Origin of the sequence: Haloarchaeobius marinus, assembly GCF_051207415.1 — an archaeon.
Taxonomy (GTDB): domain Archaea; phylum Halobacteriota; class Halobacteria; order Halobacteriales; family Natrialbaceae; genus Haloarchaeobius.
Map to the genome: position 1 here is coordinate 773,256 of NZ_JBPKGD010000001.1, position 23,440 is coordinate 796,695.

General features: G+C 66.8%; 28 protein-coding genes. 10 read left to right on the top strand and 18 right to left on the bottom strand.

Translation table 11 applies throughout. The features are described from left to right. Nucleotides 1-256: 256 nt before the first annotated feature. The 8 genes from ACSC1W_RS03975 to ACSC1W_RS04010 are packed head-to-tail and all read right to left on the bottom strand — an operon-like array spanning nt 257 to nt 5,314. The gene (locus ACSC1W_RS03975; RefSeq protein ID WP_435345564.1) at nt 257-517 is read right to left on the bottom strand and encodes a DUF7314 family protein; all 261 of its coding nucleotides are present in this window, start codon (nt 515-517) and stop codon (nt 257-259) included. Further along, entirely contained in the window at nt 510-833 is a 324-nt protein-coding gene (locus ACSC1W_RS03980) for a DUF7315 family membrane protein (protein WP_435345565.1), read from the bottom strand. The genes ACSC1W_RS03975 and ACSC1W_RS03980 overlap by 8 nt, the downstream gene beginning before the upstream one ends. Nucleotides 834-851: 18 nt before the next feature. Next, entirely contained in the window at nt 852-1,616 is a 765-nt protein-coding gene (locus tag ACSC1W_RS03985; RefSeq protein ID WP_435345566.1) for a cytochrome b family protein, read from the bottom strand. A 7-nt stretch (nt 1,617-1,623) separates the two neighbouring features. Next, entirely contained in the window at nt 1,624-2,418 is a 795-nt protein-coding gene (locus ACSC1W_RS03990) for a cytochrome b (protein WP_435345567.1), read from the bottom strand. A 3-nt stretch (nt 2,419-2,421) separates the two neighbouring features. Continuing rightward, nucleotides 2,422-3,303, bottom strand: coding sequence for a ubiquinol-cytochrome c reductase iron-sulfur subunit (locus ACSC1W_RS03995; RefSeq protein WP_435345568.1), 882 nt, complete (start codon nt 3,301-3,303; stop codon nt 2,422-2,424). A 2-nt stretch (nt 3,304-3,305) separates the two neighbouring features. After that, on the bottom strand, nt 3,306-3,707 hold the full coding sequence (locus ACSC1W_RS04000; RefSeq protein ID WP_435345569.1) for a DUF7318 family protein: 402 nt from the start codon (nt 3,705-3,707) through the stop codon (nt 3,306-3,308). A gap of 3 nt (nt 3,708-3,710) precedes the next feature. Further along, complete coding sequence (locus ACSC1W_RS04005; RefSeq protein ID WP_435345570.1) at nt 3,711-4,361, bottom strand: plastocyanin/azurin family copper-binding protein; 651 nt, start codon at nt 4,359-4,361, stop codon at nt 3,711-3,713. A gap of 59 nt (nt 4,362-4,420) precedes the next feature. After that, nucleotides 4,421-5,314: a DUF308 domain-containing protein gene (locus ACSC1W_RS04010; RefSeq protein WP_435345571.1), complete on the bottom strand. Its 894-nt coding sequence runs from the start codon at nt 5,312-5,314 to the stop codon at nt 4,421-4,423. A gap of 115 nt (nt 5,315-5,429) precedes the next feature. Here ACSC1W_RS04010 and ACSC1W_RS04015 point away from each other — a divergent pair, with 115 nt between their 5' ends. Continuing rightward, nucleotides 5,430-5,924: a DUF7321 family protein gene (locus ACSC1W_RS04015; RefSeq protein WP_435345572.1), complete on the top strand. Its 495-nt coding sequence runs from the start codon at nt 5,430-5,432 to the stop codon at nt 5,922-5,924. 32 nt (nt 5,925-5,956) lie between these two features. Here ACSC1W_RS04015 and nth read toward each other — a convergent pair whose 3' ends face one another. After that, the gene (gene nth, locus ACSC1W_RS04020) at nt 5,957-6,643 is read right to left on the bottom strand and encodes an endonuclease III (RefSeq protein WP_435345573.1); all 687 of its coding nucleotides are present in this window, start codon (nt 6,641-6,643) and stop codon (nt 5,957-5,959) included. Between the two features lie 239 nt (nt 6,644-6,882). On the opposite strand from nth, the gene mvaD reads away from it, so the two are divergent. Both mvaD and ACSC1W_RS04030 read left to right on the top strand, forming a co-directional pair. Beyond that, nucleotides 6,883-7,890 (top strand): phosphomevalonate decarboxylase MvaD, encoded by a 1,008-nt coding sequence (mvaD, locus tag ACSC1W_RS04025; protein WP_435345574.1) that lies wholly within the window; start codon nt 6,883-6,885, stop codon nt 7,888-7,890. Between the two features lie 133 nt (nt 7,891-8,023). Then, on the top strand, nt 8,024-8,389 hold the full coding sequence (locus tag ACSC1W_RS04030; protein ID WP_435345575.1) for a DUF7347 domain-containing protein: 366 nt from the start codon (nt 8,024-8,026) through the stop codon (nt 8,387-8,389). 18 nt (nt 8,390-8,407) lie between these two features. Here the strand turns inward: ACSC1W_RS04030 and ACSC1W_RS04035 are convergent, their stop codons facing one another. Then, nucleotides 8,408-9,085, bottom strand: a complete 678-nt coding sequence (locus ACSC1W_RS04035) for a DUF7546 family protein (RefSeq protein ID WP_435345576.1) — start codon at nt 9,083-9,085, stop codon at nt 8,408-8,410. Beyond that, nucleotides 9,086-10,447 carry a heme o synthase gene (locus ACSC1W_RS04040; RefSeq protein WP_435346009.1) on the bottom strand — a complete coding sequence of 454 codons (1,362 nt, stop codon included), beginning with the start codon at nt 10,445-10,447 and terminating at the stop codon, nt 9,086-9,088. It lies immediately after the preceding gene. Between the two features lie 178 nt (nt 10,448-10,625). Here ACSC1W_RS04040 and coxB point away from each other — a divergent pair, with 178 nt between their 5' ends. The 4 genes from coxB to ACSC1W_RS04060 all read left to right on the top strand — a co-directional run bounded on the left by coxB (nt 10,626) and on the right by ACSC1W_RS04060 (nt 14,049). After that, the gene (coxB, locus tag ACSC1W_RS04045) at nt 10,626-11,426 is read left to right on the top strand and encodes a cytochrome c oxidase subunit II (RefSeq protein WP_435345577.1); all 801 of its coding nucleotides are present in this window, start codon (nt 10,626-10,628) and stop codon (nt 11,424-11,426) included. Between the two features lie 119 nt (nt 11,427-11,545). Continuing rightward, nucleotides 11,546-12,403 (top strand): cytochrome c oxidase subunit 3, encoded by an 858-nt coding sequence (locus ACSC1W_RS04050; RefSeq protein WP_435345578.1) that lies wholly within the window; start codon nt 11,546-11,548, stop codon nt 12,401-12,403. Between the two features lie 12 nt (nt 12,404-12,415). Continuing rightward, nucleotides 12,416-13,792 carry a hypothetical protein gene (locus tag ACSC1W_RS04055; protein WP_435345579.1) on the top strand — a complete coding sequence of 459 codons (1,377 nt, stop codon included), beginning with the start codon at nt 12,416-12,418 and terminating at the stop codon, nt 13,790-13,792. After that, nucleotides 13,789-14,049 carry a DUF7410 domain-containing protein gene (locus ACSC1W_RS04060; RefSeq protein ID WP_435345580.1) on the top strand — a complete coding sequence of 87 codons (261 nt, stop codon included), beginning with the start codon at nt 13,789-13,791 and terminating at the stop codon, nt 14,047-14,049. Before ACSC1W_RS04055 ends, ACSC1W_RS04060 begins: the two co-directional genes overlap by 4 nt. Nucleotides 14,050-14,072: 23 nt before the next feature. On the opposite strand, the gene ACSC1W_RS04065 is transcribed toward ACSC1W_RS04060, so the two are convergent. Continuing rightward, nucleotides 14,073-14,348, bottom strand: coding sequence for a DUF7111 family protein (locus tag ACSC1W_RS04065; protein ID WP_435345581.1), 276 nt, complete (start codon nt 14,346-14,348; stop codon nt 14,073-14,075). A 95-nt stretch (nt 14,349-14,443) separates the two neighbouring features. Here ACSC1W_RS04065 and ACSC1W_RS04070 point away from each other — a divergent pair, with 95 nt between their 5' ends. Further along, a complete protein-coding gene (locus ACSC1W_RS04070; RefSeq protein WP_435345582.1) occupies nt 14,444-14,728 on the top strand; it encodes a PadR family transcriptional regulator in 285 nt (94 codons plus the stop codon). A gap of 129 nt (nt 14,729-14,857) precedes the next feature. Here ACSC1W_RS04070 and ACSC1W_RS04075 read toward each other — a convergent pair whose 3' ends face one another. After that, nucleotides 14,858-16,003: an acyl-CoA dehydrogenase gene (locus ACSC1W_RS04075; protein WP_435345583.1), complete on the bottom strand. Its 1,146-nt coding sequence runs from the start codon at nt 16,001-16,003 to the stop codon at nt 14,858-14,860. A 150-nt stretch (nt 16,004-16,153) separates the two neighbouring features. Here ACSC1W_RS04075 and ACSC1W_RS04080 point away from each other — a divergent pair, with 150 nt between their 5' ends. Continuing rightward, nucleotides 16,154-17,215, top strand: coding sequence for a phytoene/squalene synthase family protein (locus tag ACSC1W_RS04080; protein WP_435345584.1), 1,062 nt, complete (start codon nt 16,154-16,156; stop codon nt 17,213-17,215). Nucleotides 17,216-17,274: 59 nt separating this feature from the next. On the opposite strand, the gene ACSC1W_RS04085 is transcribed toward ACSC1W_RS04080, so the two are convergent. From ACSC1W_RS04085 to ACSC1W_RS04095, 3 genes are all read right to left on the bottom strand, one after another. Further along, the gene (locus ACSC1W_RS04085; protein WP_435345585.1) at nt 17,275-18,609 is read right to left on the bottom strand and encodes a hypothetical protein; all 1,335 of its coding nucleotides are present in this window, start codon (nt 18,607-18,609) and stop codon (nt 17,275-17,277) included. A 49-nt stretch (nt 18,610-18,658) separates the two neighbouring features. Then, nucleotides 18,659-19,522 (bottom strand): 3-hydroxyacyl-CoA dehydrogenase family protein, encoded by an 864-nt coding sequence (locus ACSC1W_RS04090; RefSeq protein ID WP_435345586.1) that lies wholly within the window; start codon nt 19,520-19,522, stop codon nt 18,659-18,661. Between the two features lie 84 nt (nt 19,523-19,606). Further along, nucleotides 19,607-19,870, bottom strand: a complete 264-nt coding sequence (locus tag ACSC1W_RS04095) for a MarR family transcriptional regulator (RefSeq protein ID WP_435345587.1) — start codon at nt 19,868-19,870, stop codon at nt 19,607-19,609. A 238-nt stretch (nt 19,871-20,108) separates the two neighbouring features. Here ACSC1W_RS04095 and pan1 point away from each other — a divergent pair, with 238 nt between their 5' ends. Then, nucleotides 20,109-21,326 carry a proteasome-activating nucleotidase Pan1 gene (gene pan1 / locus ACSC1W_RS04100; protein ID WP_435345588.1) on the top strand — a complete coding sequence of 406 codons (1,218 nt, stop codon included), beginning with the start codon at nt 20,109-20,111 and terminating at the stop codon, nt 21,324-21,326. A gap of 64 nt (nt 21,327-21,390) precedes the next feature. On the opposite strand, the gene ACSC1W_RS04105 is transcribed toward pan1, so the two are convergent. Together ACSC1W_RS04105 and ACSC1W_RS04110 are read right to left on the bottom strand one after the other, a co-directional pair. Beyond that, on the bottom strand, nt 21,391-21,528 hold the full coding sequence (locus ACSC1W_RS04105; RefSeq protein ID WP_435345589.1) for a hypothetical protein: 138 nt from the start codon (nt 21,526-21,528) through the stop codon (nt 21,391-21,393). Between the two features lie 85 nt (nt 21,529-21,613). Then, nucleotides 21,614-23,428 carry an alkaline phosphatase D family protein gene (locus tag ACSC1W_RS04110; protein WP_435345590.1) on the bottom strand — a complete coding sequence of 605 codons (1,815 nt, stop codon included), beginning with the start codon at nt 23,426-23,428 and terminating at the stop codon, nt 21,614-21,616. Between the last annotated feature and the right edge of the window lie 12 nt (nt 23,429-23,440).

Here is a 23,440-nt window from a genome sequence, read left to right on the forward strand (position 1 = left end):
CTGCCGGAACTGGTAGCGGTGCATCTGGCCACGACGGCGCCGTCCCGGGTAGAGCGCCCAGAGAACGGTCGCGTGGGGACCGTCCCGACGTCTCGCAACGACTCGACTCCCGGTGACGGTTCACGCGAGCAGAAGGCGACCGACGGCGTCCCTGGAATACGCGCCGTCCGCCGTCCGTGCGTCGAGGCTCGTCCTGTCCCGTCCCGGGAGAGCAGCCGCTGTCGAGTCTCGCGTGCGGGGGAGGAGAAGTGGTTGGTCAGTCTGTCGCGACCATCGCCTGCAACTCGCGCGCCACCGGGATGACGACCCAGAACGTCAGCGCGCCGAGTATCATGAACCAGAACAGCCCGTCCTTCACGATGAGGGCGACCGCCTCGAACGCACCTGGGTCGGTCGGATTCGGGCCGAGGAGTTGCGTCTCCTCGAAGCCGGGGGTGTTGTACCAGCCGGCGAGGACCATCCAGATGAGTCCTGCCCCGGTCGCGATCGAGAGCCCCTTGATGAATTCGTCAGCCATTGTCGGAGTCTTCTCCGGAGTCGTCTTTAGACTTTCCCATTTCGGCGGTCCGGAAGCGCGTCGAGAACGCGTAGGTGGCCGCCCCGACGACGATGAGCCCCAGTCCGAACAGCGCGAGCAGGAGGTTCACCTCGTCGAGGTCGGCTGTGGCACGGTTCGTCGCACTGTCGAGCACGACGAAGCCGGCGATGACCGCCGTCATCGCGAGCATCGTCGTGAACACCGTGATCGTCTTGTACAGCCGTAGCGGCACCTCGACCTCGCGGCTCCCGAGGCCGGTCGAATCGGATGACTGTTCGGTGTCTGCGTCGTCCATGAGGGGAGAAAGGTGGCGTTACTTCGGCGGCCGGAGGCGGTAGTACCGGCGGTTGAGGCTGTACATGTACCCTTCCTGCATCGACTTGAACACCGTGTAGGCGACGAGCCCCGCGATGGGCGGGACGAGGAACGTCAGGTCGAACAGGAGGTGTGCGTCCATCGGCACCAGGTTCTTCACCGAAAGCACCGAGATGGTGAACGCGAACACGACGCCCATGACGCCGACGCCAGCCCAGAAGGGCTGTTCGACGGGACGGCGTGCGCTCCCCTTGTTCAGGAACGGCACGATGGCGATGAACCCGACCACGACGATGTTCGCGACGACGCCGTAGGTACGGTCGGCCATCAGCTTCTGTCCACCGAGGATGGACAGCTCGGGGTTCAGCGGGCCGAGCTTCAACAGCCCGAACGACCAGTAGAGGTACCAGTCGGGCAGGATGACTGCGGGCGTACTCGACGGGTCGGCCGGCGGCCCGATGTGGGGCGGTAGCGTCGCCGAGAGGAACAGGATGAGCCCGACGAAGAAACTCGTCAGTGCGAAGTTCCGTATCATCTCGTGGGGCCAGGTCGGGAAGGCCAACACGTCGCGCTCGACGTAGTCGGACTCCATCCGCAGGTCCTGGTCCTCGCGGCGGGCCCGCTCGAAGTACTCGTAGGTCAACCGGGAGAGACCCTGGGAGCGTTCCTTGCGCTCGCTCCACGTGGGGGTCTCGTCGTCCGGCGCGACGATGCCGGTTCCGCTTCCGTCGGCGATGGGTTCGGAGTCGTTGTCTTCGGTCATGGTTCTATCAGTGCGGTTCCGCGATGCCCTGCATCCAGACGATGCCGATGTGGAGCGCGATGAGCGTCGTCACCACGAACGGCAGCACGAACACGTGCAGGATGTACATGCGCTGGAGCGTGGCCTGCGTCAGGGTGAAGCCGCCGAAGATGAGCTGTGCGACCCACTCGCCGGCGAGGGGGATCGACAGCGACATCTCGACGCCGATCTGGCCCGCCCAGAACGCCAGCTGGTCCCACGGGAGCAGGTAGCCGGTGTACCCGAACACCATCGTCAGCGAGATGAGGATGATGCCGAGAATCCAGTTCAGCTCACGGGGTTCCTTGTACGCGCCCGTGAAGTAGACGCGGAGCATGTGCAGGAAGACGGCCGCGACCATCACCTGTGCCGACCAGCGATGGAGCGACCGGAGCATGAACCCGAAGTTCAGGTCCTGCATGATGAACACGATCTGGTTGTACGCGGTGGACGGGTCGCCGGCCGTCGAGGGCGAGTAGTAGAAGCCCAGCAACGCACCGGAGATGGACGCCACGACGTACGCTATCGTCGAGAACGACCCGAGAGCGTACAGTGGGTACCAGTACCAGAACTTGTTGTCGAGGTTGTACTGCTCCGTGTGACTCTTCGGCATCTGGAGGTTGACCTTGTAGTAGAGGTCCTCGAGCAGCTCCAGGTAGTCGACGACACGGAATCGCTTGTCGAGCCAGATGAGCGTCAGGAGATAGGTCTTCTCGACCGGCGTCAGGTCCTTCGTCTGCATCCAGCCCGTGTGGTCGTATTCGTCTTTCTTTTGCAGGCTCATGGTCTACTCCTGGTCCGGCCGCGGCAGTGCCACGAAGTTGGTGCTGATGATGTTGAACGGGTCGTAGACGGACTGGTGACACTGGCAGTAGATGCGGTCTGCCGCACCGAACGCCGCCGCACCGGCCTGGCCCTTGAACGCGGGCACGCAACAGAAGTGCGTACACTTGTTCAGGTGGGCCATCACGCCCTGGTCCGTCGTCGCGCCGAGCCACTCGCTCTCCTGGGCCATCTGCTCGATACGTTCGGAGCGGATGACCTCGACCGGCATCGTCTCTGCCGGTTCCAGCCCTTCGGAACGCCAGCTACCGGACGCGGGTTTCCCGATGCCGGCGGTACCGATGCCGTTACCCCACGTCTCGTAGTCGTCGAAGTCGCTCAGACGCATCCGCTGGCCACCGCTGACGGACTCGTTCTGCCAGTCGTACTTGGAGTTCGCGGTGTACCGGAAGTAGTTCGTCAGTTCCGAGTTCTCCTCCTGTGCGTTCGGGTACACGCCAGCGTACGTCTGGACGCCGCAGTACTGGAACCACTCGGACGAGTACTCCTCGCCCGCGATCTCCTCGCGGGCGACGGGGATGGTTCGGCCCTGCTCCTGGATCTCCTCGACCTCGGGCCAGCGACCCTTGATGTAGAAGTCGTCTTCGCCATCGATGGGTTCGAGTTCGATGGGAATCTGTGGCATCCCGCGCGGAGCGGGCCCGTCCGTGTTTTCGACGGCGCGGAACGTGACTGAACCACCGCCCGCCCCGCTGGGAGACGTCGCGCTGTTGACGGCTGCCGCGCCCGCTGTCGCGACGCCCGCGAGCGTGGCACCGCCGACGACGCCTTTCACGAAGCGACGACGGTCCGATTCGACCGGATACTTGTCTTCGTCGACTGGCATTGTTATCGCTTGTAGTAGGGGTAGACCGCACGTTTGAGTGTGTCGAGACCGCCACCGCCGTCACCGGAGGGAGCGAGGGAGCGTCCGTCGACGTCCTCCTCGCGGATGTAGAGGTCCTCCCACTTGCGACGGCGCTTCTTGACGATCATCACGTCGGGGAGGAACTCCTTGCGGTACAGCAGGAGGATGAACGCGAGGTCGATGAAGATGACCGCGAGCAGGAAGCCGAGGTACATGTTCCCGACGCCGCTCAGCCCCCAACCGTTGACGAGGCCGTAGGTGAACAGGCCGACGAACACGACCTCGACGACGGTGAGGAGCACGATGGCGACCGCGGCCGCGGTGCTCTCTCTGGCTGGTTCGTATCGGTGGATGTCTCCGTAGTGACTACCTTTGGTGGACATGGGTTATTTCCTCCCTGGGCTGCTGCTGTGTGCGGACTCGCCGTACTTCAGGACGTAGAACGTGAACATGAGCGAACTCATGATGGCGAGGATGGTCGCGATTCCGACCCAGTGTGCCTGGATGGGGACGCCCATCTCCTCCGGGTCGACCTCGCCACCACCTTCACCACCGCCCGGCGTCTGACCGGTCTCGTTGACGACGATGGTACCGACCATGCCGAGACCGACGTGGGGGTCACACTGGTACTCGTACGTGCCGAGCGTCTCGAACGTGTGCTCGTAGGTGAACCCCGTGTTCTCGGTCGGGAGGTGACCTTCCCACGTCGCGCCCTCGGGGACGGACGTCGGGTTGATGTTGTGGTTGTCCGACTCCCAGTTGAACGTGACCGTCGTCCCCGGGGAGATGTACAGTGGTTCTTCGGTCCCTGGCGTGAAGACGTAGTCGCCGCCCGGTCCGACCGCGACCGTGGCTGTCCCGCCACCGCCGCCTCCGCCCGGGGCCGACGTCGTGCCGTTCCCCGTGGCGTTGCCGCCCGTCGTACCGTCGGGCGAACCGGAGGTCGTCGTCTCCTCCTGGGCGGCGGCGGCCGCACTCGCTGCTGCAGCGCCGCCGGCAACGCCGCTGGCAGCCGTCAGAAAGTCCCGCCTATTCATACACATGGTGGTCAGGAGTGGGTTCGCTTAAACCCACCGATGCAGGCGTCAAAGCGGCACTACGACTCCCCGTCAGCCGCCGGTTCGGACGGGTCCGTCCCGGGGGCTGTCGCGGGCGATTCCGAGGGTTCCTCGCCTCCAGTCGCCTGGGCGGCGGTTCCGGACTCGTCGGTCGCCCCTGCGAACGCCGGCGCGTCGTCGAACTCGACAGGGAGGAAGTCCGGGCGCTCGCCGTCGGCCAGTCCGACGGCCCGGAGTCGCTCCCGGTACTCCTCGGCCCGGAACCGGTCCGAGAGGCGTGCGTTCGCGACGGTCAGGAACAGCATGACACCGGCCAGCCCGAAGATGAGTGCCATGACTATCATCACCCCGCGTGCGATGGCTCCGCCACCGCCCGGGTCGGCCGTGACGAACGCTCCCCCGAGGAGGGCCACCGCGGCGACGAGGAGCGTCCCGGCCACTATCTGGAGCATGTTGTTCCCCAGCTGGCCGGTCCCCTGTGGGACCTCGTTCGGGTCCGGCAGGACGGCCTCGGCCGGCGCGTCCGACGGTTCGTAGTCGTCCATCGAACAGAGCGCGACGGTCGGTTTGACGTCGCGCAGGACGGTCCCGAACCCGTCGATGGACCCGTCAGGGAACACCATCGCGTACCCCTCGTCGGAGTAGGCGAGCAACGTCTCGGCTCCCTCGTACTCGACACGTTCGAGGACGGCGAACACGTCGCGGCTGGCTATCCGGGCCCTGAGGTCCCGTTCGACGCGGTCGAGCAGTTCCTCGCCGACGATCCAGGTGTCCGGGTCGAAGGCGGCGTCCCACTCCTCGTAGCTCATCTCGGCCATCTCGGCCGGTCCGAAGTCGTCGAAGTCGTACTTCTCCTCGACGCGCCGCCGCAACGACTCCACGTCTTCGGGTTCGCCCTCGCCGGTGGGCGTCTCGTCCGAGGATTCGCTCATTACCTCCTCCTTGGGCCGGCGTACTGGTTAGCGTAACGGTTTCTCGACCCGTGGACTGCTCGTCCCTGCGACCGGATTCCGACCATTTAACGCGGCGGCACGCGGAGGGGCGACCATGGTCGAGGACGTCATCGTCGCCTCTATCGCGTTCTTGCTCGTCACGGCGAGTTTCCCGTTCTACATCTACGGCGCGTGGATCATGATAGACACCGAGGTGGTGACGTGGGACACGCTCGTCTACCACCTCAAGTTCATCGTGACCGGCCTCGTCCTGAACACCGTCCCGGTGGTCAGCTGGATGATTCCACGGCTGCTGGACCAGCTCGGTGGACTGGCGGCCCTGCACGCGTTCCTCGGCCTCCAGGCGTACGCCCTGTTGCTGTTCGCGCTCACCGGCATCTTCCACATCCTGCAGGCGAAGCGTCGGTTGAACCTCTACGCGGACCCCGACCCGGACATCGAACTCGACGACATCCACGAGAACATGCCAGCGTGGCGGTTCCGCCTCCGGGTCGGCGTCTTCGGCTACGTCGTCTTCTGGATACTTGCCTACGTCGTGGGCGTGATGCGATTCGTCGTGCTGTACCAGATAGTACAGTGGTCCATCTGACGGCAGTCCTGCGGCGGTGAGGGCGTCGTCGGTCAGTTCCAGGGTTCGCCCGTGGCGAGGTCTACCTCCGAGTCGCCCTTCTCCGACGGGCAGATGTCGGCGAGCACGCACGCCGAGCACTCGGCCGTCCGGGCCGAACAGACCGCCCGGCCGTGGTCGATGAGCAGGTGGGTGAACTGCTGCCACTCGTCCTCGGGGACCGTCTCCAGCAGGTCCTGTTCGATGGCGTCGGGACGTTCCTCCTCGGTGAGGCCGAGTCGGCGCGAGAGACGCTGGACGTGCGTGTCGACGACGATGCCCTCGACGATGTCGTGGCCGTGCTGGAGGACGACGTTCGCCGTCTTCCGACCGACGCCCGGGAGGTCGGTCAACTCGGACATCGTGTCCGGAACCTCGCCGTCGTGTTCGTCGCGCAGTATCTCGCCGATGCCCTTCAGGTAGCCGCCCTTGTTGTTGTGGAAGGTGATGCCGTAGATGTCCTCGGCCAGTTGCTCCTCGCTCGCCTCGGCGTAGTCCTCGGCTGTCCGGTACTTCTCGAACAGGTCGGTCGTGACCTCGTTGACGCGTTCGTCGGTACACTGCGCCGAGAGGACCACGGCGACGAGCAGTTCGAGTCGGGTCGAGTACCGGAGCGAGATGGTCGAGTCGGGGTACTCCTCCGTCAGTCTGTCGACGACCGCCTCGGCCTGTGCTGCCCGGGGCTCCAGTGGCGTTCCCATGTCCTCGTGTTCGCAGGGGGGACTTTCAGCGGTTCGGTTCCGGACACTGGTCACCAGTGCCGGCACCGCACGTTGCCCGCCGCCGACCGCCATTCCTATTGAAAGAACGACACGAAGTGCGGGTCGTGCCGGTACGTGCGAAGCGGTGGAAACGCGCCGGACCGAACAGCCAACTGACACGTCCTGCCCGCGCCGCCACACCCGTGACTTTTAAGCGGGCAGTGGTCGGCTATCGGGGTATGAAGGCAACCGCGAAGGCTCACCCCATCCAGGGCCTCGTCAAGTACCACGGTCTCCGCGACGACATCGAACGGCTCCCGTACCACGACTCCATCAGCGTCTGTACGGCCCCGAGCCACACGAAGACGACCGTCGAGTTCTCCATGGACTACGACGAGGACGTCTACATCGTCGACGGCGAGGAACTCGACGGGCACGCCTACGACCGGGTCGAACGCGTCGTCGACAAGGCCCGAGACATGTCCGACGCGGCCCACACCGTCTACCCGCTGAAGCTGGAGTCCGAGAACTCCTTCCCGTCGAACGTCGGTCTCGGGTCGTCCTCGTCCGGGTTCGCTGCGGCGGCGATGGCCGTCGCGGAGGCCGCCGAACTCGACGCCTCGCTCGCCGAGATATCGACCATCGCGCGCGTCGGGTCGTCGTCTGCGGCCCGGGCCGTCACGGGCGGGTTCTCCGACCTCCGCGCCGGCCTGAACGACCACGACTGCCGGTCACAGCGTATCCCGACGGAAATCGAGGACGAACTGAAGATAATCGTCGCCCTCGTCCCGTCGTACAAGGACACCGACGACGCACACACCGAGGCCGCAAAGAGCCACATGTTCGACGCACGCCGGGCGCACGTCCAGGACCAGCTGGTCGAGGTGCGCGACGCCATCCAGGACGACGACCTCGAACGCACCGCCGAGATAGCCGAACACGATTCCCTGTCGCTCGCTGCGACCACGATGACCGGCCCGGACGGCTGGGTCTACTGGCAGCCACCGACGCTCGCCGTGTTCAACAAGGTACGCGAACTGCGGGCGAACGGGTACGAGGACGACGACGACGTCGACAGCGTGCCGGTCTGGTTCTCGACGGACACCGGGGCGTCGGTGTACGTCAACACCACCGCCGAGCACGCCGACCGCGTCAAAGAGGCCATCTCGGAGACGGGCGTCCGGACGACCATCTGGGAGGTCGGCGGCCCGGCCGAACTGCTCGACGAGGACGAGGCGCTCTTCTGACCGGCGGGGTCCGGGTCGACCCCGACCGCGTGTTCGAGGCCCGCTCCCACCCGACCGGTCCGTGAACTGCAGTTCTGTTCCCGGCCCGAGTGCTCCCACGAACTATATCACGGACGTCCGCGCACCCCTGGACATGGACGACGCGGACGCGACGGACGCCCTCGAAGTACTCGGCAACGAGATACGCATGGCCATCCTCCGGGAACTCGCAGACGCTGACGAACCACTAGCGTTCTCGACGCTCCGGGAGCGCGTCGGGGTCCGCGACACCGGGAAGTTCAACTACCACCTCTCTCGGCTCTGTGAGTACTACGTCCGCCAGACCGAGTTGGGGTACGAACTCGGGCACGCCGGGACGCGCGTCGTCTCGGCGGCCGACCCGGAACGCGCCCCGTCACGGACCGACGGCGGTTCGGCCACCGGGGACTCCTGTCCGGTCTGTGGCGAGGCAGACTGCGAGAAGCTGTTTCACGTCCACCTGACGCCGCCCTGGGCGTGACTCGACGGCCGGTCAGCCCTACCGCAGCGGCCGCCAGTACAGCAACCCGACGGTGACGACGAACACCGCCGTCGACAGGGGGAAGGACTCCTGGTAGGCCGCACTCGCCAGCGCCGACGACCCGCCGGCGACGCCGGAGGCGACCGCCGCGAGGATGGGCCAACTGCAGGAGATACACGACAGCAAGCCGAGGACGCCGGAGACCGCCGCACCCGTCGCGTCGATGACCGTCGCGTAGACGAGGTACACCAGCGCGGCGTAGCCGACGACCTGGTAGGGGAACAGTCGGAGGACGAGGAGTTCGCTCTCGTAGACGACGGCGGGCCCGAGTCCCGGCGGGAGCGACGTCGTCACGTACCAGCCGTAGGACGGGTCGTATCCCGGGACCGAGTAGAAGGCGTAGCCGAGGTCGAGGACGCCGCCGAAGTACGCCAGCACCAGGCCGTAGCCCACCGTAACGAGTGCCGCGAGTCGTCGGCGGCGCGTCGGTGCCGGCGGCGGGCTCGCCCGCCAGAGTGCCCAGAGGCCGACGTCGATCCAGACGAACGGGAGCACCAGCATCGAGAGCGAGACCCCTCCGACCTCGGCGGCGTAGAGCGCGGCGACGAGGGCTTCACCCGTGACCACGATGAACGCGGCGAACACGGTCGACGGCTCGGGAACCAGTTCGACGGGGTCGACGCGTTCGGTGGCCATCTACAGCACCATCGAGTCGACGACGACGGCCGTGAGCAACGCGCCGAGGTACGCGTTCGAGGCGTGGAACGCACGGAACGCCGCGTCGGCCGTCTGTTCGCGGTGGAGGCGCACGATGGTCCACAGGAACACCGCCCCGACGGCCACGCTGACGAGTGCGTACAGCGGGCCGAGGTTCGAGACGGCGGACAGCGCGCCCGCACTCGCGAGCGTCGCGGTGAAGTACCAGACGATGTGCCTGCGGGTCACGGCGTCGCCGCGGACCAGCGGGAGCATCGGGAAGCCGCCACGTGCGTAGTCCTCCTTGTACGCCAGTGCGAGGTTGTAGAAGTGCGCGGGCGTCCACAGGAAGATGACCGCCGCGAGTGCGACCCCCGGCAGTCCGACGCGTCCGTGGACCGCCGCGGAACCTATGAGCGCCGGGAGCGCACCGGCGGCGCCGCCGATGACGATGTTCTGGACGGTGTTCGGCTTCAACACGAGCGTGTAGACGACGCTGTAGAACAGGATGGCGACGAGTCCGAGGAGCGCGACCAGCAGGTTCACCGCGGCGAACGCGAGCAACGACGCCGTCGCCAGCGCGAGGCCGAAGCCGAGCGCGTTCCGGACCGGCACCACGTCGACTGCGAGCGGTCGGTCCGAGGTGCGCGACATCTTGCGGTCCACGTCCCGCTCCAGCACGTGGTTGAACGTGCCCGACGCGCCGATGGAGAGGACGCCACCGACCATGGTCAGGCCGACGGTCCGGACTGTCAGTTCCGTCCCGCCTGTCGCGGCCGCGAGTGCCATCGCCGCACCGGCGACCAGGCAGAGCAACCACATCAACCGCGGCTTCATCAGGCGGAAGTACGCGGCGGCGACGACCCTGGCGCGGGCGAGACCGCCGGTCGGGACCTCCCGCGCTGGCGACCCGGACTCCTCCTCGATGGAGTCGGGTTCGAGCGACGCGTCGTAGTCGTCGTCGGTCGCCGTCGAGTCCTCTAGCGTCCACGCGAGCGCGCCCATCGTGGCCGCGAATATCGAGACGCCGACCCCGAGGTGGACGGTCGAAAGCGCCCCGCTGGGCGGCGACGTGGCGGCGAGTGCGCCGAGCCAGACCTGGACTGGATACAGCGCGAGCGCCACGGTGACCGCCAGACGGACGCGTCGGTTCGCGTCACCGAGCCACGCGGCGACGACGGTGGCGGCGACGGCGAGTCCGACCAGCAACGCGACGACGCGGTGCCCCCACGCGACGAGCAGTGCCGTGTTCGACAGGCCGACCAGCCACTGGCCGTCGCAGGCCGGCCACGTCGGGCACGCCCTGGAGGCGTCGGTGATGGCCGTCGTCGCTCCGACGATCAGGAGCAGGTAGACGCCCATCGCCGTCGCGGCGAGGAGGCCACTGAACCTGCGATGGGTACCGACTGGGCGCGGGAACGTTCGATGCACGAGTACTAGCGCAACCTTCGACTCCGCCCACTTAGAGTGTACGCTTTCGCCCGGTCGCCGCAGCCGAGTCAGCACATATTTAACCCCATCTACCCAAGCCGGAAACGTCATGAACGCAAAGCGGATCCTCCCCACAGCCGCGCTCGGGGCGGCGCTTTTGCTGCTGGTCGCCGAGCCAGTAGCGGCGCAGTCGTCGAGCGCCGACGCGATATGGGGGCTCAACGAGAGGCTGCTCGTCGTCGCGATCCCGATCACGGTCCTCGTGGAGGCCGTTCTCATCTACACCGTCCTCAAGTTCAAGGATAGCGACGAGGCGCAACCGACGCGTGAGAACCGCAGACTCGAGATAACCTGGACCGTCGCGACGGCGGTCATCCTCCTGTTCGTCGGTCTCGCGACGACGATGACGATGGCCGACCAGAGCGTCGTCGTCGACGACGTGCAGAACCGGGCCGAGGTTCCCGAGGACGCGGAACACGTCAACGTCTCCGCGTTCCGGTACGGCTGGACGTTCACCTACGACGAACACAACGTGAGCAGCGGTACGAAACTCGCCATCCCGGCGAACCAGGAGACGTACTTCAACGTGACGACGCAGGACTGGATACACTCGTTCCACGTCCCAGAACTCGGGTTGAAGCAGGACGCGGTCCCCGGCCGTCACAACTACATCATGACCGAGGGGACGGAACCCGGGGTCTACCAGGGCTACTGTGCCGAGTTCTGTGGCACGGGCCACTCGGGGATGATGTTCGAGGTCGAGATAATGCCCCAGGACGAGTACGAGGCCTGGCTGGCGGACCAGTGTGAGAGCGCCGACGGCACCTGGAACGAGGACGAACTGACGTGTACTGGCAACGGCGGCGACGCCGGTAATTCGACGGACGGCAACGCTTCGGTCGCGGCGTAGACGCGGTCGCGTTCTTCGACGTTCTCCAGACTCGGTAGCCCCGGGACCGCCGTCGGGAATCGCCCGACCGGCAGACGCGGTTGGATGGATTTTTAGTAGTCGACTCGTAACCCTCGTGTATGACAGTCGCTGAAGAATCCGCGGACGACCACGGGCACCACCTTCCGGCCGTCGAGGACTGGCCGAAGGGGTTCGGCGAGGCCAGCTGGTGGCCGTTCATCGCCGCCATCGGCGCAGGTGGCATCTACCTCGGGGCCGCACTGTACGTGCTCGTGTTGAGAGAGGTACTGAGTTACGGCGTCTTCGCCGGCGTGGCGATTCTGAGCACCTTCCTGTTCCTGGTGGGCCTGTTCGGCTGGCTCTATCACACCTTCGTCGTCTCGTTCTGGGAACGGGCGGCTGACCACAAGAGCGAGAAGAAACTCAGGTGGGGCATGGTGGCGTTCCTGGGGTCCGAAGTCGCGACCTTCGGCGCCGGGTTCTGTTACTACTTCTTCGTGCGCGTCGGCGACATCGGTGAGGTACCCGAACTGTTCGGGAGTCTCGTCATCGTCAACACGTTGCTGCTGGTCCTCTCCAGTTTCACCATCCACTTCGCACACACCGCCCTGCTCGACGGGAAGCGCAAGCGCTTCCAGGCGCTGCTCGGCATCACGCTGTTGCTGGGCGTCGTCTTCATCGCCGGTCAGGTGTACGAGTACTACGAGTTCATCGTCCACGAGGGCTTCTCGCTCGGGTCCGAGACCTTCAGCCAGGTGTTCGCGAGCGGCTTCTACGCGCTGACCGGACTGCACGGCCTCCACGTCTCCCTCGGCGCTGTGCTCATCGCTATCGTCTTCGTCCGCGCGCTCCGCGGTCAGTACTCCGCCGAACGCCACGTCTCGGTGAGCACGGTCTCGATGTACTGGCACTTCGTCGACATCGTCTGGATCTTCCTCGTCGTCGTCCTCTACGTCGGCGCGCCCGTCACGGCGTAATCCAGCCGATAGATGTGCCGGCACCGACGTCGAAGAATCGTTCTCGCGCTCGCGTCCCTGGGACTGCTCTCGGTCGGGACCGGGACGGTCCTCGCACACGGGGGCTCGTTACGAGGTGGCGCAGAGACGCTCGCGGTGCCGGCGTGGCTGTTCTTGCTGACCGGCGGTGCGGCCGTCGGCGCGTCGTTCATGCTCGCGGCGACGGTCACGGACAGGCGGTACATCGCGAGCATCGACGAGTGGCACCGCGCCCTCGGCCGGGTCCCGACCGTCGTCGGCCGGGACCTCGCACCGCTCGTCGGACTGGTCGGGTTCGGTGCCGTCCTCTGGTTCGGGCTCACCGGCCCGCCCGCGCCGCTTCGCAACCTCGCCGTGGTACTCGTCTGGGTCGGCTGGTGGGCCGGGTTCACCATGACGACCTACCTCGTCGGGAACACCTGGCCGGCGCTGAACCCGTTCCGCACCATCGCCAGCGTGCTTCCGACGCTCGACAGACCGTACCCTGACCACGTCGGTACCTGGCCGGCGGTGGTGGGACTGCTCGCACTGGTGTTCGTCGAGGTGGTCACTCCCCTCGCCGACGACCCGAGACTGCTCGCGGGTACCATCGCGTGCTACGGCGTCGTGACCCTCGCCGGTGCGGTCGCCTACGGGGACCAGTGGTTCGAGCGTGCAGACCCGGTCTCGCGCGTGTTCGCCGCGCTCGGCGCGGTCGCACCGGTCACCAGCGACGACGACGGCCTGCGACTGCGACTGCCCGGGATGGGTCTGACGCGCTCGGCTGTGGTCTCCGGGGCGGACGACGTGGTCTTCGTCGTCACCCTGCTGTGGGTGACCACCTACGACGGCATGGTGACCACGCCCGCGTGGGCCGACGCCGCGACTGCGGCGTACGGGGCGGGCGTGCCGCCCCTCGCCATCTACCTGGGTGCGTACCTGCTCGGGTTCGGCGCGTTCGTCGGCGCGTACCGGGTCGCGTCACGCTGGGCGCGTCGCACGGGCGAGACGTTCCTGACGGCCGACGTCCTCGCCCGTCGGTTCGCACCGCCCCTGCTCGCAATCGCGGCGGGGTACCACCTCGCACACTACCTGGCCTACTTCGTCGCGCTGTCGCTCCCGCTGTCGGCCGCCCTCGCGAACCCGCTCTCGCCCCCGCCGTCGCCACAGCAGTTCGTCCTGCCCGGGTGGGTCGGGGGCGCCGAACTCGCGTTCGTCCTGCTCGGACACCTGCTCGCTATCTGGGTCGCCCACTCGACGGCGTACGACCTGTTCCCGAGTCGCCTCCAGGCGGTCCGGAGCCAGTACCCGTTCATCGCCGTGATGGTGCTGTACACGATGGTGAGTCTCTGGGTCGTCGCCGAACCGTCACTCGTCCCACCCTACCTATGACCGACGACACGTACGTTCCCCCCGGCGTCACCGCGCACCGCTGTCCGTACTGCAACCGCCCGTTCCGGCGCGAGGACCAGTGCACGCTCCACGTCGGACTGGAGCACTACGACCGGATGACAGCGGGGGAGGAGGCTGCGTTCCGCGACGCCTACAGCGCCGAGTCGGAGGAACTCGGGCTGTACCGGCTGAAGCTCGTCGGCCTGCTCGTCGTCCTGTACTTCGGGATGCTGATGCTGTACTCGGTCGTCGGGTGAGTCGGTCCGACGCGAGGACGGGTCTACATCCCCATGTCGGCCGCCGCGTCGGGGACGGGCAGGTCGTGCGGTGAGACGCCGAGGAGTTCCGCGGCGTGGTCGAGCGCCATGTCGAAGCCGTAGTAGCGCTCGAGTTCGTCGCCGTCGGCGGTCGGTCGGACCTTCAACATCGCGTAGCCGTCGACGTTCTGTGCGATGGCCGCCGTCGCGCCGTCGCGTTCGAACGAGAGGATTCGCTCCGTCTCTGTCTCCTCGTAGCGTGCCGTGATGCCGTCGGCCGTGACCGTCTCGTCGCTCATGCCTGGCGCTTCGGACCCGGGCAAGTCGTACCTACCGGTTCCGGGGCGACCGCCGAAGCGAAACGCACCAGTTGGTCCGGCGCGACCGACCGGGCGTGACGAAGTTCATCCAGAGCGGCCGTCGGCGGGACATCTGCATCCTCCTCTACGACGCGGGCGAACTCACGGCCCAGAAGCTCAAGACGCGACTGGAGCGCCACTACGACGAGCGCATCGAGCCGAAGTCGTTCTACGGCGCGCTCGACGCGCTCGAATCGGCGGGGTTCGTCGAGACGCACACCGAAGGGCTGTACGACGTGTACTCGCTCACGGACGCCGGTCGGGCGCGCCTGCGCGAGCACGTCGACTGGGTCGTCGAACAGACCAGCGACGACGGCTGAGCCGCGACCGCCGGTTCGCCGGGACGTGTCGAGGCGTCCGGGACCAGAAAGGGGGTCCTGGACCAGAATCAGCGTGTCCAGGACTGTCGTCCCGAGGACGGGAGGCGGTACCGCCCGCCGGGAGACTCGTTACTCGTCGAGGACCTTGTCGCCGATGGTGTTCCGGAGGATCTCGGAGGTGCCCTCGTAGATCTCGTTCAACTTGGCGTCGCGGTAGAAGCGCTCGGCGGGGAAGTCCTTGGTGTAGCCGTAGCCGCCGTGTATCTGGATGCCCTCGTTGGCGACCTCCCGGGATATCTCGGAGGCGTAGAGCTTCGCCTGTGCGGCCTCCTTGATGTAGCTCTCGCCGCGAATCTTCCTGTCGGCCGCCTTGTGCATCAACAGCTCCGCGGCCTGGATCTTCGTGTCCATGTCCGCGAGTTTGTGCTTGATGGACTGGAACTCGGCGATGGGCTGGTCGAACTGCTCGCGCTGGGACGCGTAGTCGCGGGCCTGGTCCAGCGCGGCGCGTGCGATGCCGACGCCGCGTGCCGCGATGGTGATGCGACCGCCGTTGAGCGTCTTGAGCGCCTGCACGAAGCCGTCGCCCTCCTCGCCGATGCGACGGTCGGCGGGGATTCGCATGTCGGCGAAGCGGAGTTCCGCGGTCGGACAGCCCTTGTCGCCGAGTTTGTCCTCGGTGCCCTCGACGTGGAAGCCGTCGTCCTCGTCGGGGCGGACGACGAACGAGGAGATGCCCCTGTTGCCGGCCTCGGGGTCCGTCTTGGCGAAGACGGTGACGGTGTCGGCGACCGAGCCGTTCGATATCCAGAGCTTCCCGCCGTTCAGGACGTACTCGTCGCCGTCCCGCTCGGCCGTCGTGTCCATCGCGGGCACGTCGGACCCGGCCTGGGGCTCCGAGAGGGCGAACGCGCCGACGTCGGTGCCCTCGGCCAGCGGGACGAGGTACTCCTGCTTCTGGTCCTCGTCGCCGAACTCGTAGAGCATGTTCCCGGCGAGCGAGATGTGTGCGGCGACGATGGTTCCCAGGCCGCCGGACCCGCGTGCGATCTCGGAGAGACCGATGGCGTAGCTGTGGTAGTCGAGGCCGGCACCACCGTACTCCTCGGGGAACGGCATCCCCATCAGGCCGAGGTCGGCCATCTCGTCGACCAGGTCGGCGGGGAACTCGTCCTCGTGGTCGATGTCCTCGGCCACGGGAACGACCTCCTCGTCGACGAACTCCGAGACCATGTCTCGAATCTGGGCCTGTTCCGCAGTGAGGCTGAAGTCCATGTCCACAACTACGGGCGTCGTTCCTTTACTGTTCCCATCGCGGCGTCGTCACCCGAACAGGAGCGGTTCTCCCGGCGTTGCGTCGGTGTAGCACGGCGCTCGACCGCTACACCATGGGTTTTTCCGCGTGGAATACACAAGAACAGGTGGATGAACGAGGAAGAGGCCGCGAAGTCCGTCGACGGCGACCTTGCCTGGTGTTACGACGCGGTGCAAGGCGTCTCACGGACGTTCGCGATTACTATCGATGAACTGGAGGAGCCCACTGCTCGACACATCTGTCTGGGTTACCTCCTCTGTCGAGTCGCCGATACGGTCGAGGACGCGGGACACATCCCGCCGACCGAGAAGGCCGGACTGCTGCGCCTGTATGCGGACGTGCTGGACGACGACGACCCGGCGACCGCCGAGGAGTTCCGGGCGGAGGTCGACGAGTGGCTTCCCGACCGACTCGACGACGACTGGACCGTCGTCGCGGAGACGCCACGCGTCGTCAGAACGTATCGCCGGCTCTCGCCGGAGGCGAAGGAGAACATCCTGCCGCCGGTGCTCGAACTCACCAACGGCATGGCCGAGTTCGTCGAGCGTCACGCCGAGTCAGGCGGCCTGCGCATCCAGACGCTGGACGAACTGGAGGAGTACTGCTGGTACGTCGCCGGGACCGTCGGGTCGCTCGTGACCGGCCTGGTCACGCGCGGGACGACGGAGACGCGAGCGTCGAGACTCCGCGAGAACGCGCGCTCGTTCGGGTTGCTGTTGCAACTCGTCAACGTCGCCAAGGACGTCAGCGACGACTACCACGAGGAGAACAACGTCTACCTGCCCGCGGAGTGGCTGGCGGCCGAAGGCGTCGACCGAGACGCGGTGTGTGACCCCGAGAACGAGGAGGCCGTCGCGTCGGTCATCGAGCGCGTCGTCGACCACGCGGCGGGCTACCTCGACGACACGCAGCGCTACCTGGAGGCACTGCCCGAGCGACGGGGGAACACGCTCTCGGCGTGGGGTATCCCCTACCTGCTCGCCGTCGCGACGCTCCGCGAACTCCGGGAGCGACCGGTCGACGTCGTCCGCGAGGGCGGCGTGAAGGTGTCCCGGATGGAGGTCGTCGCCATCATCAACTGGTTCAGAGAGCACGGCGACCGGCAAGCCCTGGAACGGGTTCGACAGACCATCGAGCAGAAACCGTTCCACGAGGCCGACCTCTCGGTCTGAGTACGGGCGGGCCGTCCTCTTCTCTCACGGGGACCGGTCACTCGCACCCGGTCTCCCGCTCACGATGCGCCAGCGGTGCGTCCGTCCGCCCCGCCGTCGTGGTGCCGGGTCGGTCCGGCGGCCACACTCCGTCCGACGGCGTAGAGCGCGACGCCACAGACCAGGGTCACCACGGTCCACACGACGAGGACGGCGGGCGGGACCCACCCGGGCGAGGTGAACGGGGCCGTCGCCAGGACGGGCGCACACAGCGTCACCCCGGCGACGGGAAGCGCCGTCCGGTCGCCACGGGCGTGTGCGAGGCCGAGGGCGAGGAACAGGAGCGAGGTGGTCGCCCAGGCCCCGAACAGGCGGTTCGGGCCCGTCGCGGCCACTGTCAGGAGCCAGCCGACGCTCCCGGCGACGAGCGCCCAGCGGGGAACCCCCCGAGCAGTGACGCGGTCACGCGCGAAGGCGACCGTCGCAGCAGCGCCGGCGGTTACCAGTACCTGTGGGGCCAGTCCGGCAGTCGCAACCCCGAGGAGAAACGCCGGGCGCTCCAGGGCGCCACCGGACGAATCGGCGAGCAGGGCGAGGCCGACGCCACCCGCGAGCATCGCCGGCGTCGCCCCGGCGGCGACGACGGCGACGCGGACGTCGAACGCACGGTCCGGGGGGCGAAGCCGGTCACCAGCGACGAACAGGCCGGCGAGGGCGACGGCGAACACCGCGACCGGGCCGGCGGCGACCGGGAGTACGGCCGCGGCGTCGGCGGCGAGCACCTCCGAACCGACGACCGCATAGCTGGTCACCGTGGCGACGACGCCGCCGTCTCCGGCGAACGCGAGGTAGGTCTCGCTCCCGAGGTCCGTGGTCCCGCCCTCCCAGACGACCGCACCGTCCGCGGCCCGCGCCGTCTCGGGGACGAGCGTCGGGGCGGTCCCGCCGGGCCCACTGACCGTCAGGCGGTCGGCGTGGACGGTGACCGACGCGTACTGGTTCGACGGGAAGAAGCCGTCGACGACGAGGACGCCACCGGCGCCACGGTGAGCGAACCCGGGGACGGTGAACGTGGCGACGAGGTCCCGACCCTCTACTCTCGTGTCGAGCGACCGGACCTCCTCGACGACGGACCTCCGGGTGAGTCCGCGCCGTACCAGTTGCCGTCGGTCCGGGTCGTCTCGCAACTCGGTGGCGGTCCGCTCGTCGAGCGTCGCCCGGACGGTCCAGCGGGCCGACCCGTCGTCGCGGACCTGCACGTCCACCTCGCTCCGTTCGACCGCACCGTCGAACGCGTCCCCGTCGCAGAGCCCACAGACCGACTCGGGCGGCGGTGCGGCGACGACCGGGGCGGTGGTGGACGCGAGGAGGAGGAGCGAGAGGACCGTCAGGACGACGGGACGGTGGTGGGACATCGTCCCCGTAGAGGCCCGGAACTGTCAAGAAAATACCGTCGGTGCCGACCTACTCGTAGTCGTAGAACCCCTTCCCGGTCTTCTTGCCGAGGTCGCCAGCGTCGACCTTGCGCTTGAGCAGGTATGCAGGCTTGTAGCGGTCGCCGAGTTCCTCGTGGAGCGTCTCGGACGCGTGCAGGCAGATGTCGAGTCCGATGTGGTCGGCGAGTTCCAGCGGTCCCATCGGGACGTTCGTGCCGAGTTTCATGCCCTTGTCCATGTCCTCCTTCGTGGCGACGCCCTCGTCGTAGGCACGGACGCCCTCGTTGATCCAGGGCATGAGGACGCGGTTCGTGACGAAGCCAGGCTTGTCGTCGGACTCCCACGTCTCCTTGCCCATCGATTCGGCGAGTTCGTGGGCGAGCGACAGCACTTCGGGACTGGTCTTCTCCCCCTCGACGACCTCGACGCCGGTCATTATCGGCACGGGGTTCATGAAGTGGAGACCGACGATGCGGTCCGGCACGTCCGTCGCCGACGCGATGGTCGTGATGGAGAGCGTGCTCGTGTTCGTCGCGAGCAGGCACTCGTCGTCGACGATGTCCGCCAGGTCCGAGAAGATGTCCTGCTTGACGTCCACGTCCTCGACGGCGGCCTCGACGACGACTTCGCAGTCCGAGAGGTCCTCGAGGACCGTCGTCCCGGTGATGGCGTCGAGCACCGCCTCGGCCTCGGAGGCGGTCAGGTCGTCCCTGCTGACGAGTCGGTCGAGGCTGTCCTCGATGGCGTCGAAGCCGTTCTGGACGAACTCCTCCTCGATGTCCCGCATCGTCACCTCGTAGCCGTTCGTCGCGGCGACCTGTGCGATGCCGTTGCCCATCGTCCCTGCACCGACGACGCCGATACGCTCGATGCTGTCGAGGTCGTGTACCATGTGCCAGCGTTGTGTGGAATCCGCCCTAAGCGTGCCGGTCCAGCATCGAAGACGTCCACGACCTCGTTCCCGGGGACGGGTCCGTTACTCGACTGTGAGGGTGTAGAGCCGCTTTCGGGCGTCGGAGAAGGAGAAGCGCGAGTGGACGACGTCGTGTTCTTCCAGCCTGTTCAGGGCGTACCGGACGGTTCGGGGCGGGAGGAGCGTCTCCTCGGCGAGTTCGCTCTGGGTCAGCGTGTCGTTGTATTCCAGTACCTTCGCGACCAGCTTCGCGCTCGGGGGCAGGTCCCGAACGTCGTCCCAGCTACCGGTGGGACGGTCGCGGTGTCTCGGCTCGGTTGCACTCATCGTACACCGTAGTTGCGCATACCCCGTAATAATACTTACTCATTCAGTAGATTACCATGAATAATTTACCCGACTGGTCGGGCAGGGTCGTTCGCCCGGTGACCGGCCCGTCGCTTCGAGCGCTCTCGCCACCGTCGGCGAGACCGGACACGGGGAGAGACCTGCCTCTCAGGCCCGAAGCCGGCCGTTCAGTGTGTCACCCGAAGCCTCTTAAGAATCAGTGCCTTATGAGACGCTGATGACCGATACTGTGGACGACGTCGACCTCCCGTACAACGAGGAGGAGACGTCCCAACAGGAGAAAATCGCGGCTCTGCAGGAGCGTCTGGAGGTTCTCGAATCGCAGAACGACGAGATGCGCGACAAACTCCTCGACGCCAACGCAGAGAACAACAAGTACCAGCAGAAGCTGGAACGGCTCACCCACGAGAACAAGAAGCTGAAGCAGTCGCCCCTGTTCGTCGCCACCATCCAGGAACTGACCGACGAGGGCGTCATCATCAAGCAACACGGCAACAACCAGGAGGCCCTCACCGAGGTCACCGACGAGATGCGCGAGGAGATCGAACCCGACATGCGCGTCGCCGTCAACAACTCCCTCTCTATCGTGAAGACCCTGAGCAACGAGACGGACGTCCGCGCCCGGGTGATGGAAGTCACCGAGAGTCCCGAGGTCTCCTACGAGGACATCGGTGGCCTCGAGGAACAGATGCAGGAGGTCCGCGAGACCGTCGAGATGCCCCTCGAGAAGCCCGAGATGTTCACCGAGGTCGGCATCGACCCGCCGTCGGGCGTCCTGCTCTACGGGCCGCCGGGCACCGGGAAGACGATGCTCGCGAAGGCCGTCGCCAACCAGACCGACGCGACGTTCATCAAGATGGCCGGGTCCGAACTCGTCCACAAGTTCATCGGGGAGGGCGCGAAACTGGTCCGCGACCTCTTCCAGGTCGCCCGTGACCACGAACCCGCCGTCATCTTCATCGACGAGATCGACGCCATCGCCGCCAAGCGGACCGAGTCCAAGACCTCCGGCGACGCCGAGGTCCAGCGCACGATGATGCAACTGCTCTCCGAGATGGACGGCTTCGAGGAGCGCGGCGACATCCGCATCATCGCGGCGACGAACCGCTTCGACATGCTCGACCGCGCCATCCTCCGCCCCGGCCGGTTCGACCGCCTCATCGAGGTCCCCAAGCCCAACGACGAGGGTCGCGAGATAATCTTCCAGATTCACACCCGCGACATGAACGTCTCCGACGACGTCGACTACGCGGCGCTCGCCGACATGGCGACCGACGCCTCCGGTGCCGACGTCAAGGCCGTCTGTACGGAAGCCGGCATGTTCGCCATCCGCGACGACCGTCGCACCATCACGATGGAGGACTTCGTGGACGCCTGGGAGAAGATTCAGGCCGAGGACGAGGACGACGACCAGATATCGAAGACGTTCGCCTGAGCCGTTCCCGGTCCGACCGTTCCGTTTTTCCGACCGCCGTCACCCGAGAGGGTACCGACCGCCGTCACCCGAGCGCGACGAACAGCGCCAGCGGGACGAGAAAGAGCAGCACCGTCATCAGTACGAGGATGAGTCCGTAGCCGCCGGCGACGCCCGCCACCGAGAGCCACGACGGGTGGTCGCTGTCGATTGGGAGTTCCATACGGGTGTCGTGTGCGCTCCCGTCGCTTAGTTGCACCGGTCGTGACGACGGGACGGACCGTCGGTCCGTCGCACCTGCGTGGTGGTCACTGGTACTCGTCGGTCACGTCCTCCAGTCGGACCTCGCCGTCCGGCACGCGCATGGCGACGATGACCTCGCGCGGTGCGTCCGACGAGTTCACCGACTTGTCCACGCTGTACCCCACGTACGTGCAGTCCTCGCGCGTGAACGTCACGACGGAGTAGCCCCAGTGATGGCTGTCGAAGAACTCGATGTGGGGGTTCTGTGCCGTGACGAGTCGCCGGAGGAGTCGCTCCGTCGGTTTCGCCCAGGGGTCTTGCGTCAGGCCGAGGGCCTCCGCGACGTTCAGACTGGTCAGCGCGGGCGTCATGAACTCGACGCCGATGCGCTTGTCCTCGTCGACGGGTCCCGCGAGTCTGGTGTCGACGGCGTCGCGATACTCCGTCTGCTGGTAGCCGGCGACGTAACAGTGCATGTCGCCCGTGATGGTGACGAAGTTCTCCACGTCCCGGGCCGCCAGCGCGTTCGTGAGGTACTGGCGCTCGCTCTGGTAGCCGTCCCAGCCGCCCTGGACGGGGTAGAGTGTCGCCGGACCGGCACCGAGTCTGAACGGGATGGTCAGCACCTCGTCGGACCAGACGTTCCACTTCGTCTCGCGGTCGGCGGCCGTTATCTCGTCGAGGAACCACTCCAACTGGTCCGGGCCGAGCATCGTGTGGTCGGGCGGTTCGCGTTCGGGTGCCGTGGCACGGCGCGTCGGCAACAGCATGTCGCGCTCGCCCGTCCGGAACAGTCGTTCGTCGGTCATCACCAGCGAGACGAGGTCCCCGAACTGGAGCGACCGCCAGAGCGTAAAGCGGTCCTGGAGCTGGGTCGCGTCCGGGTCGTAGTTGATGCGGGCCGGCATGTACTCCCACCAGACGTGCATCGCGTCGGCGGCGAGTCGGGTCATGAACTCGGGGTCGTCGCCCTTCGGGTGGTCCGCCTTCGGCGCGTCGTCCTCGTAGTCCCAGTAGATGTCGTTGGCTATCTCGTGGTCGTCCCACGCCGGGATGAGCGTGTGTCGTTCGAGCGCGCGCTGGAGGAACCGGTCGGACTTGTAGGTCCGGTAGAGGTAGCGGTAGTCCTCCTCGGTCTCGACCCTGCCGTTCCCGCTGGGGAGGTCCTTCTCCCGGCCCGGGTAACTCGGGGCGAACCTGCTCTTGAAGTGCCCGTCGGCGGACTCGTAGATGAAGTCCCCGACGTGGACGACGAAGTCGACGTCCTCCTCGGCGACGTAGTCGTACGCCGGGTAGTAGCCGTTCGCGTAGTTCTGGCAGGTGAGGACGACGAACGACAGTTCGTCGGGGCTGGCGTCGGCCGCCGGCAGGGTCCGACACCGACCGACGCGACTCGCCGTCGACCGGTAGACGAAGCGGTAGTAGTAGGTCCGGCCCGGTTCCAGCACGCCGTCGAGGTCCACCTTGACCGTGTAGTCGTGGGCCTCGATGGCGTCCGAGTCGGAGAGCACGCCCCGGTGGACGACCGTCTCGAAGGACTCGTCGTCGGCCACCTCCACCGCCAGCGGGGACTCGGGGTCGAACTCCTCCGGGGCGATGCGCGTCCAGAGGATGACGCCGTTCGTCGTCGGCCCACCGCTCGCGATGGACTGCGGGAACGTCTCGTCCGCGTCGGCCGCCGGGTCGAACTCGAACACCGACGGGTCGTCCGGTTCCTTCGGGTCTCGTGCGAACGCCAGGTCGTGGCGCGAGAGCAGCGACGAGAGTTCGTCGTGGTCGGACGCCATCGTTCGTTCGGTCGGGGACCAGCGCTCGGCGTGTCCACCGGTCGCGTCGAGTTCCTCGTCGTCGCCGACTCGCGTCCAGTCCTCGTCGGTCATCTTCCGGGCGTT

Coding starts and splice junctions, on each gene's coding strand:
- ACSC1W_RS03975 (WP_435345564.1), bottom strand. CDS start 517: ATGGCTGACGAATTCATCAAGGGGCTCTCGATCGCGACCGGGGCAGGA.
- ACSC1W_RS03980 (WP_435345565.1), bottom strand. CDS start 833: ATGGACGACGCAGACACCGAACAGTCATCCGATTCGACCGGCCTCGGG.
- ACSC1W_RS03985 (WP_435345566.1), bottom strand. CDS start 1,616: ATGACCGAAGACAACGACTCCGAACCCATCGCCGACGGAAGCGGAACC.
- ACSC1W_RS03990 (WP_435345567.1), bottom strand. CDS start 2,418: ATGAGCCTGCAAAAGAAAGACGAATACGACCACACGGGCTGGATGCAG.
- ACSC1W_RS03995 (WP_435345568.1), bottom strand. CDS start 3,303: ATGCCAGTCGACGAAGACAAGTATCCGGTCGAATCGGACCGTCGTCGC.
- ACSC1W_RS04000 (WP_435345569.1), bottom strand. CDS start 3,707: ATGTCCACCAAAGGTAGTCACTACGGAGACATCCACCGATACGAACCA.
- ACSC1W_RS04005 (WP_435345570.1), bottom strand. CDS start 4,361: ATGAATAGGCGGGACTTTCTGACGGCTGCCAGCGGCGTTGCCGGCGGC.
- ACSC1W_RS04010 (WP_435345571.1), bottom strand. CDS start 5,314: ATGAGCGAATCCTCGGACGAGACGCCCACCGGCGAGGGCGAACCCGAA.
- ACSC1W_RS04015 (WP_435345572.1), top strand. CDS start 5,430: ATGGTCGAGGACGTCATCGTCGCCTCTATCGCGTTCTTGCTCGTCACG.
- nth (WP_435345573.1), bottom strand. CDS start 6,643: ATGGGAACGCCACTGGAGCCCCGGGCAGCACAGGCCGAGGCGGTCGTC.
- mvaD (WP_435345574.1), top strand. CDS start 6,883: ATGAAGGCAACCGCGAAGGCTCACCCCATCCAGGGCCTCGTCAAGTAC.
- ACSC1W_RS04030 (WP_435345575.1), top strand. CDS start 8,024: ATGGACGACGCGGACGCGACGGACGCCCTCGAAGTACTCGGCAACGAG.
- ACSC1W_RS04035 (WP_435345576.1), bottom strand. CDS start 9,085: ATGGCCACCGAACGCGTCGACCCCGTCGAACTGGTTCCCGAGCCGTCG.
- ACSC1W_RS04040 (WP_435346009.1), bottom strand. CDS start 10,447: ATGGGCGTCTACCTGCTCCTGATCGTCGGAGCGACGACGGCCATCACC.
- coxB (WP_435345577.1), top strand. CDS start 10,626: ATGAACGCAAAGCGGATCCTCCCCACAGCCGCGCTCGGGGCGGCGCTT.
- ACSC1W_RS04050 (WP_435345578.1), top strand. CDS start 11,546: ATGACAGTCGCTGAAGAATCCGCGGACGACCACGGGCACCACCTTCCG.
- ACSC1W_RS04055 (WP_435345579.1), top strand. CDS start 12,416: ATGTGCCGGCACCGACGTCGAAGAATCGTTCTCGCGCTCGCGTCCCTG.
- ACSC1W_RS04060 (WP_435345580.1), top strand. CDS start 13,789: ATGACCGACGACACGTACGTTCCCCCCGGCGTCACCGCGCACCGCTGT.
- ACSC1W_RS04065 (WP_435345581.1), bottom strand. CDS start 14,348: ATGAGCGACGAGACGGTCACGGCCGACGGCATCACGGCACGCTACGAG.
- ACSC1W_RS04075 (WP_435345583.1), bottom strand. CDS start 16,003: ATGGACTTCAGCCTCACTGCGGAACAGGCCCAGATTCGAGACATGGTC.
- ACSC1W_RS04080 (WP_435345584.1), top strand. CDS start 16,154: ATGAACGAGGAAGAGGCCGCGAAGTCCGTCGACGGCGACCTTGCCTGG.
- ACSC1W_RS04085 (WP_435345585.1), bottom strand. CDS start 18,609: ATGTCCCACCACCGTCCCGTCGTCCTGACGGTCCTCTCGCTCCTCCTC.
- ACSC1W_RS04090 (WP_435345586.1), bottom strand. CDS start 19,522: ATGGTACACGACCTCGACAGCATCGAGCGTATCGGCGTCGTCGGTGCA.
- ACSC1W_RS04095 (WP_435345587.1), bottom strand. CDS start 19,870: ATGAGTGCAACCGAGCCGAGACACCGCGACCGTCCCACCGGTAGCTGG.
- pan1 (WP_435345588.1), top strand. CDS start 20,109: ATGACCGATACTGTGGACGACGTCGACCTCCCGTACAACGAGGAGGAG.
- ACSC1W_RS04105 (WP_435345589.1), bottom strand. CDS start 21,528: ATGGAACTCCCAATCGACAGCGACCACCCGTCGTGGCTCTCGGTGGCG.
- ACSC1W_RS04110 (WP_435345590.1), bottom strand. CDS start 23,428: ATGACCGACGAGGACTGGACGCGAGTCGGCGACGACGAGGAACTCGAC.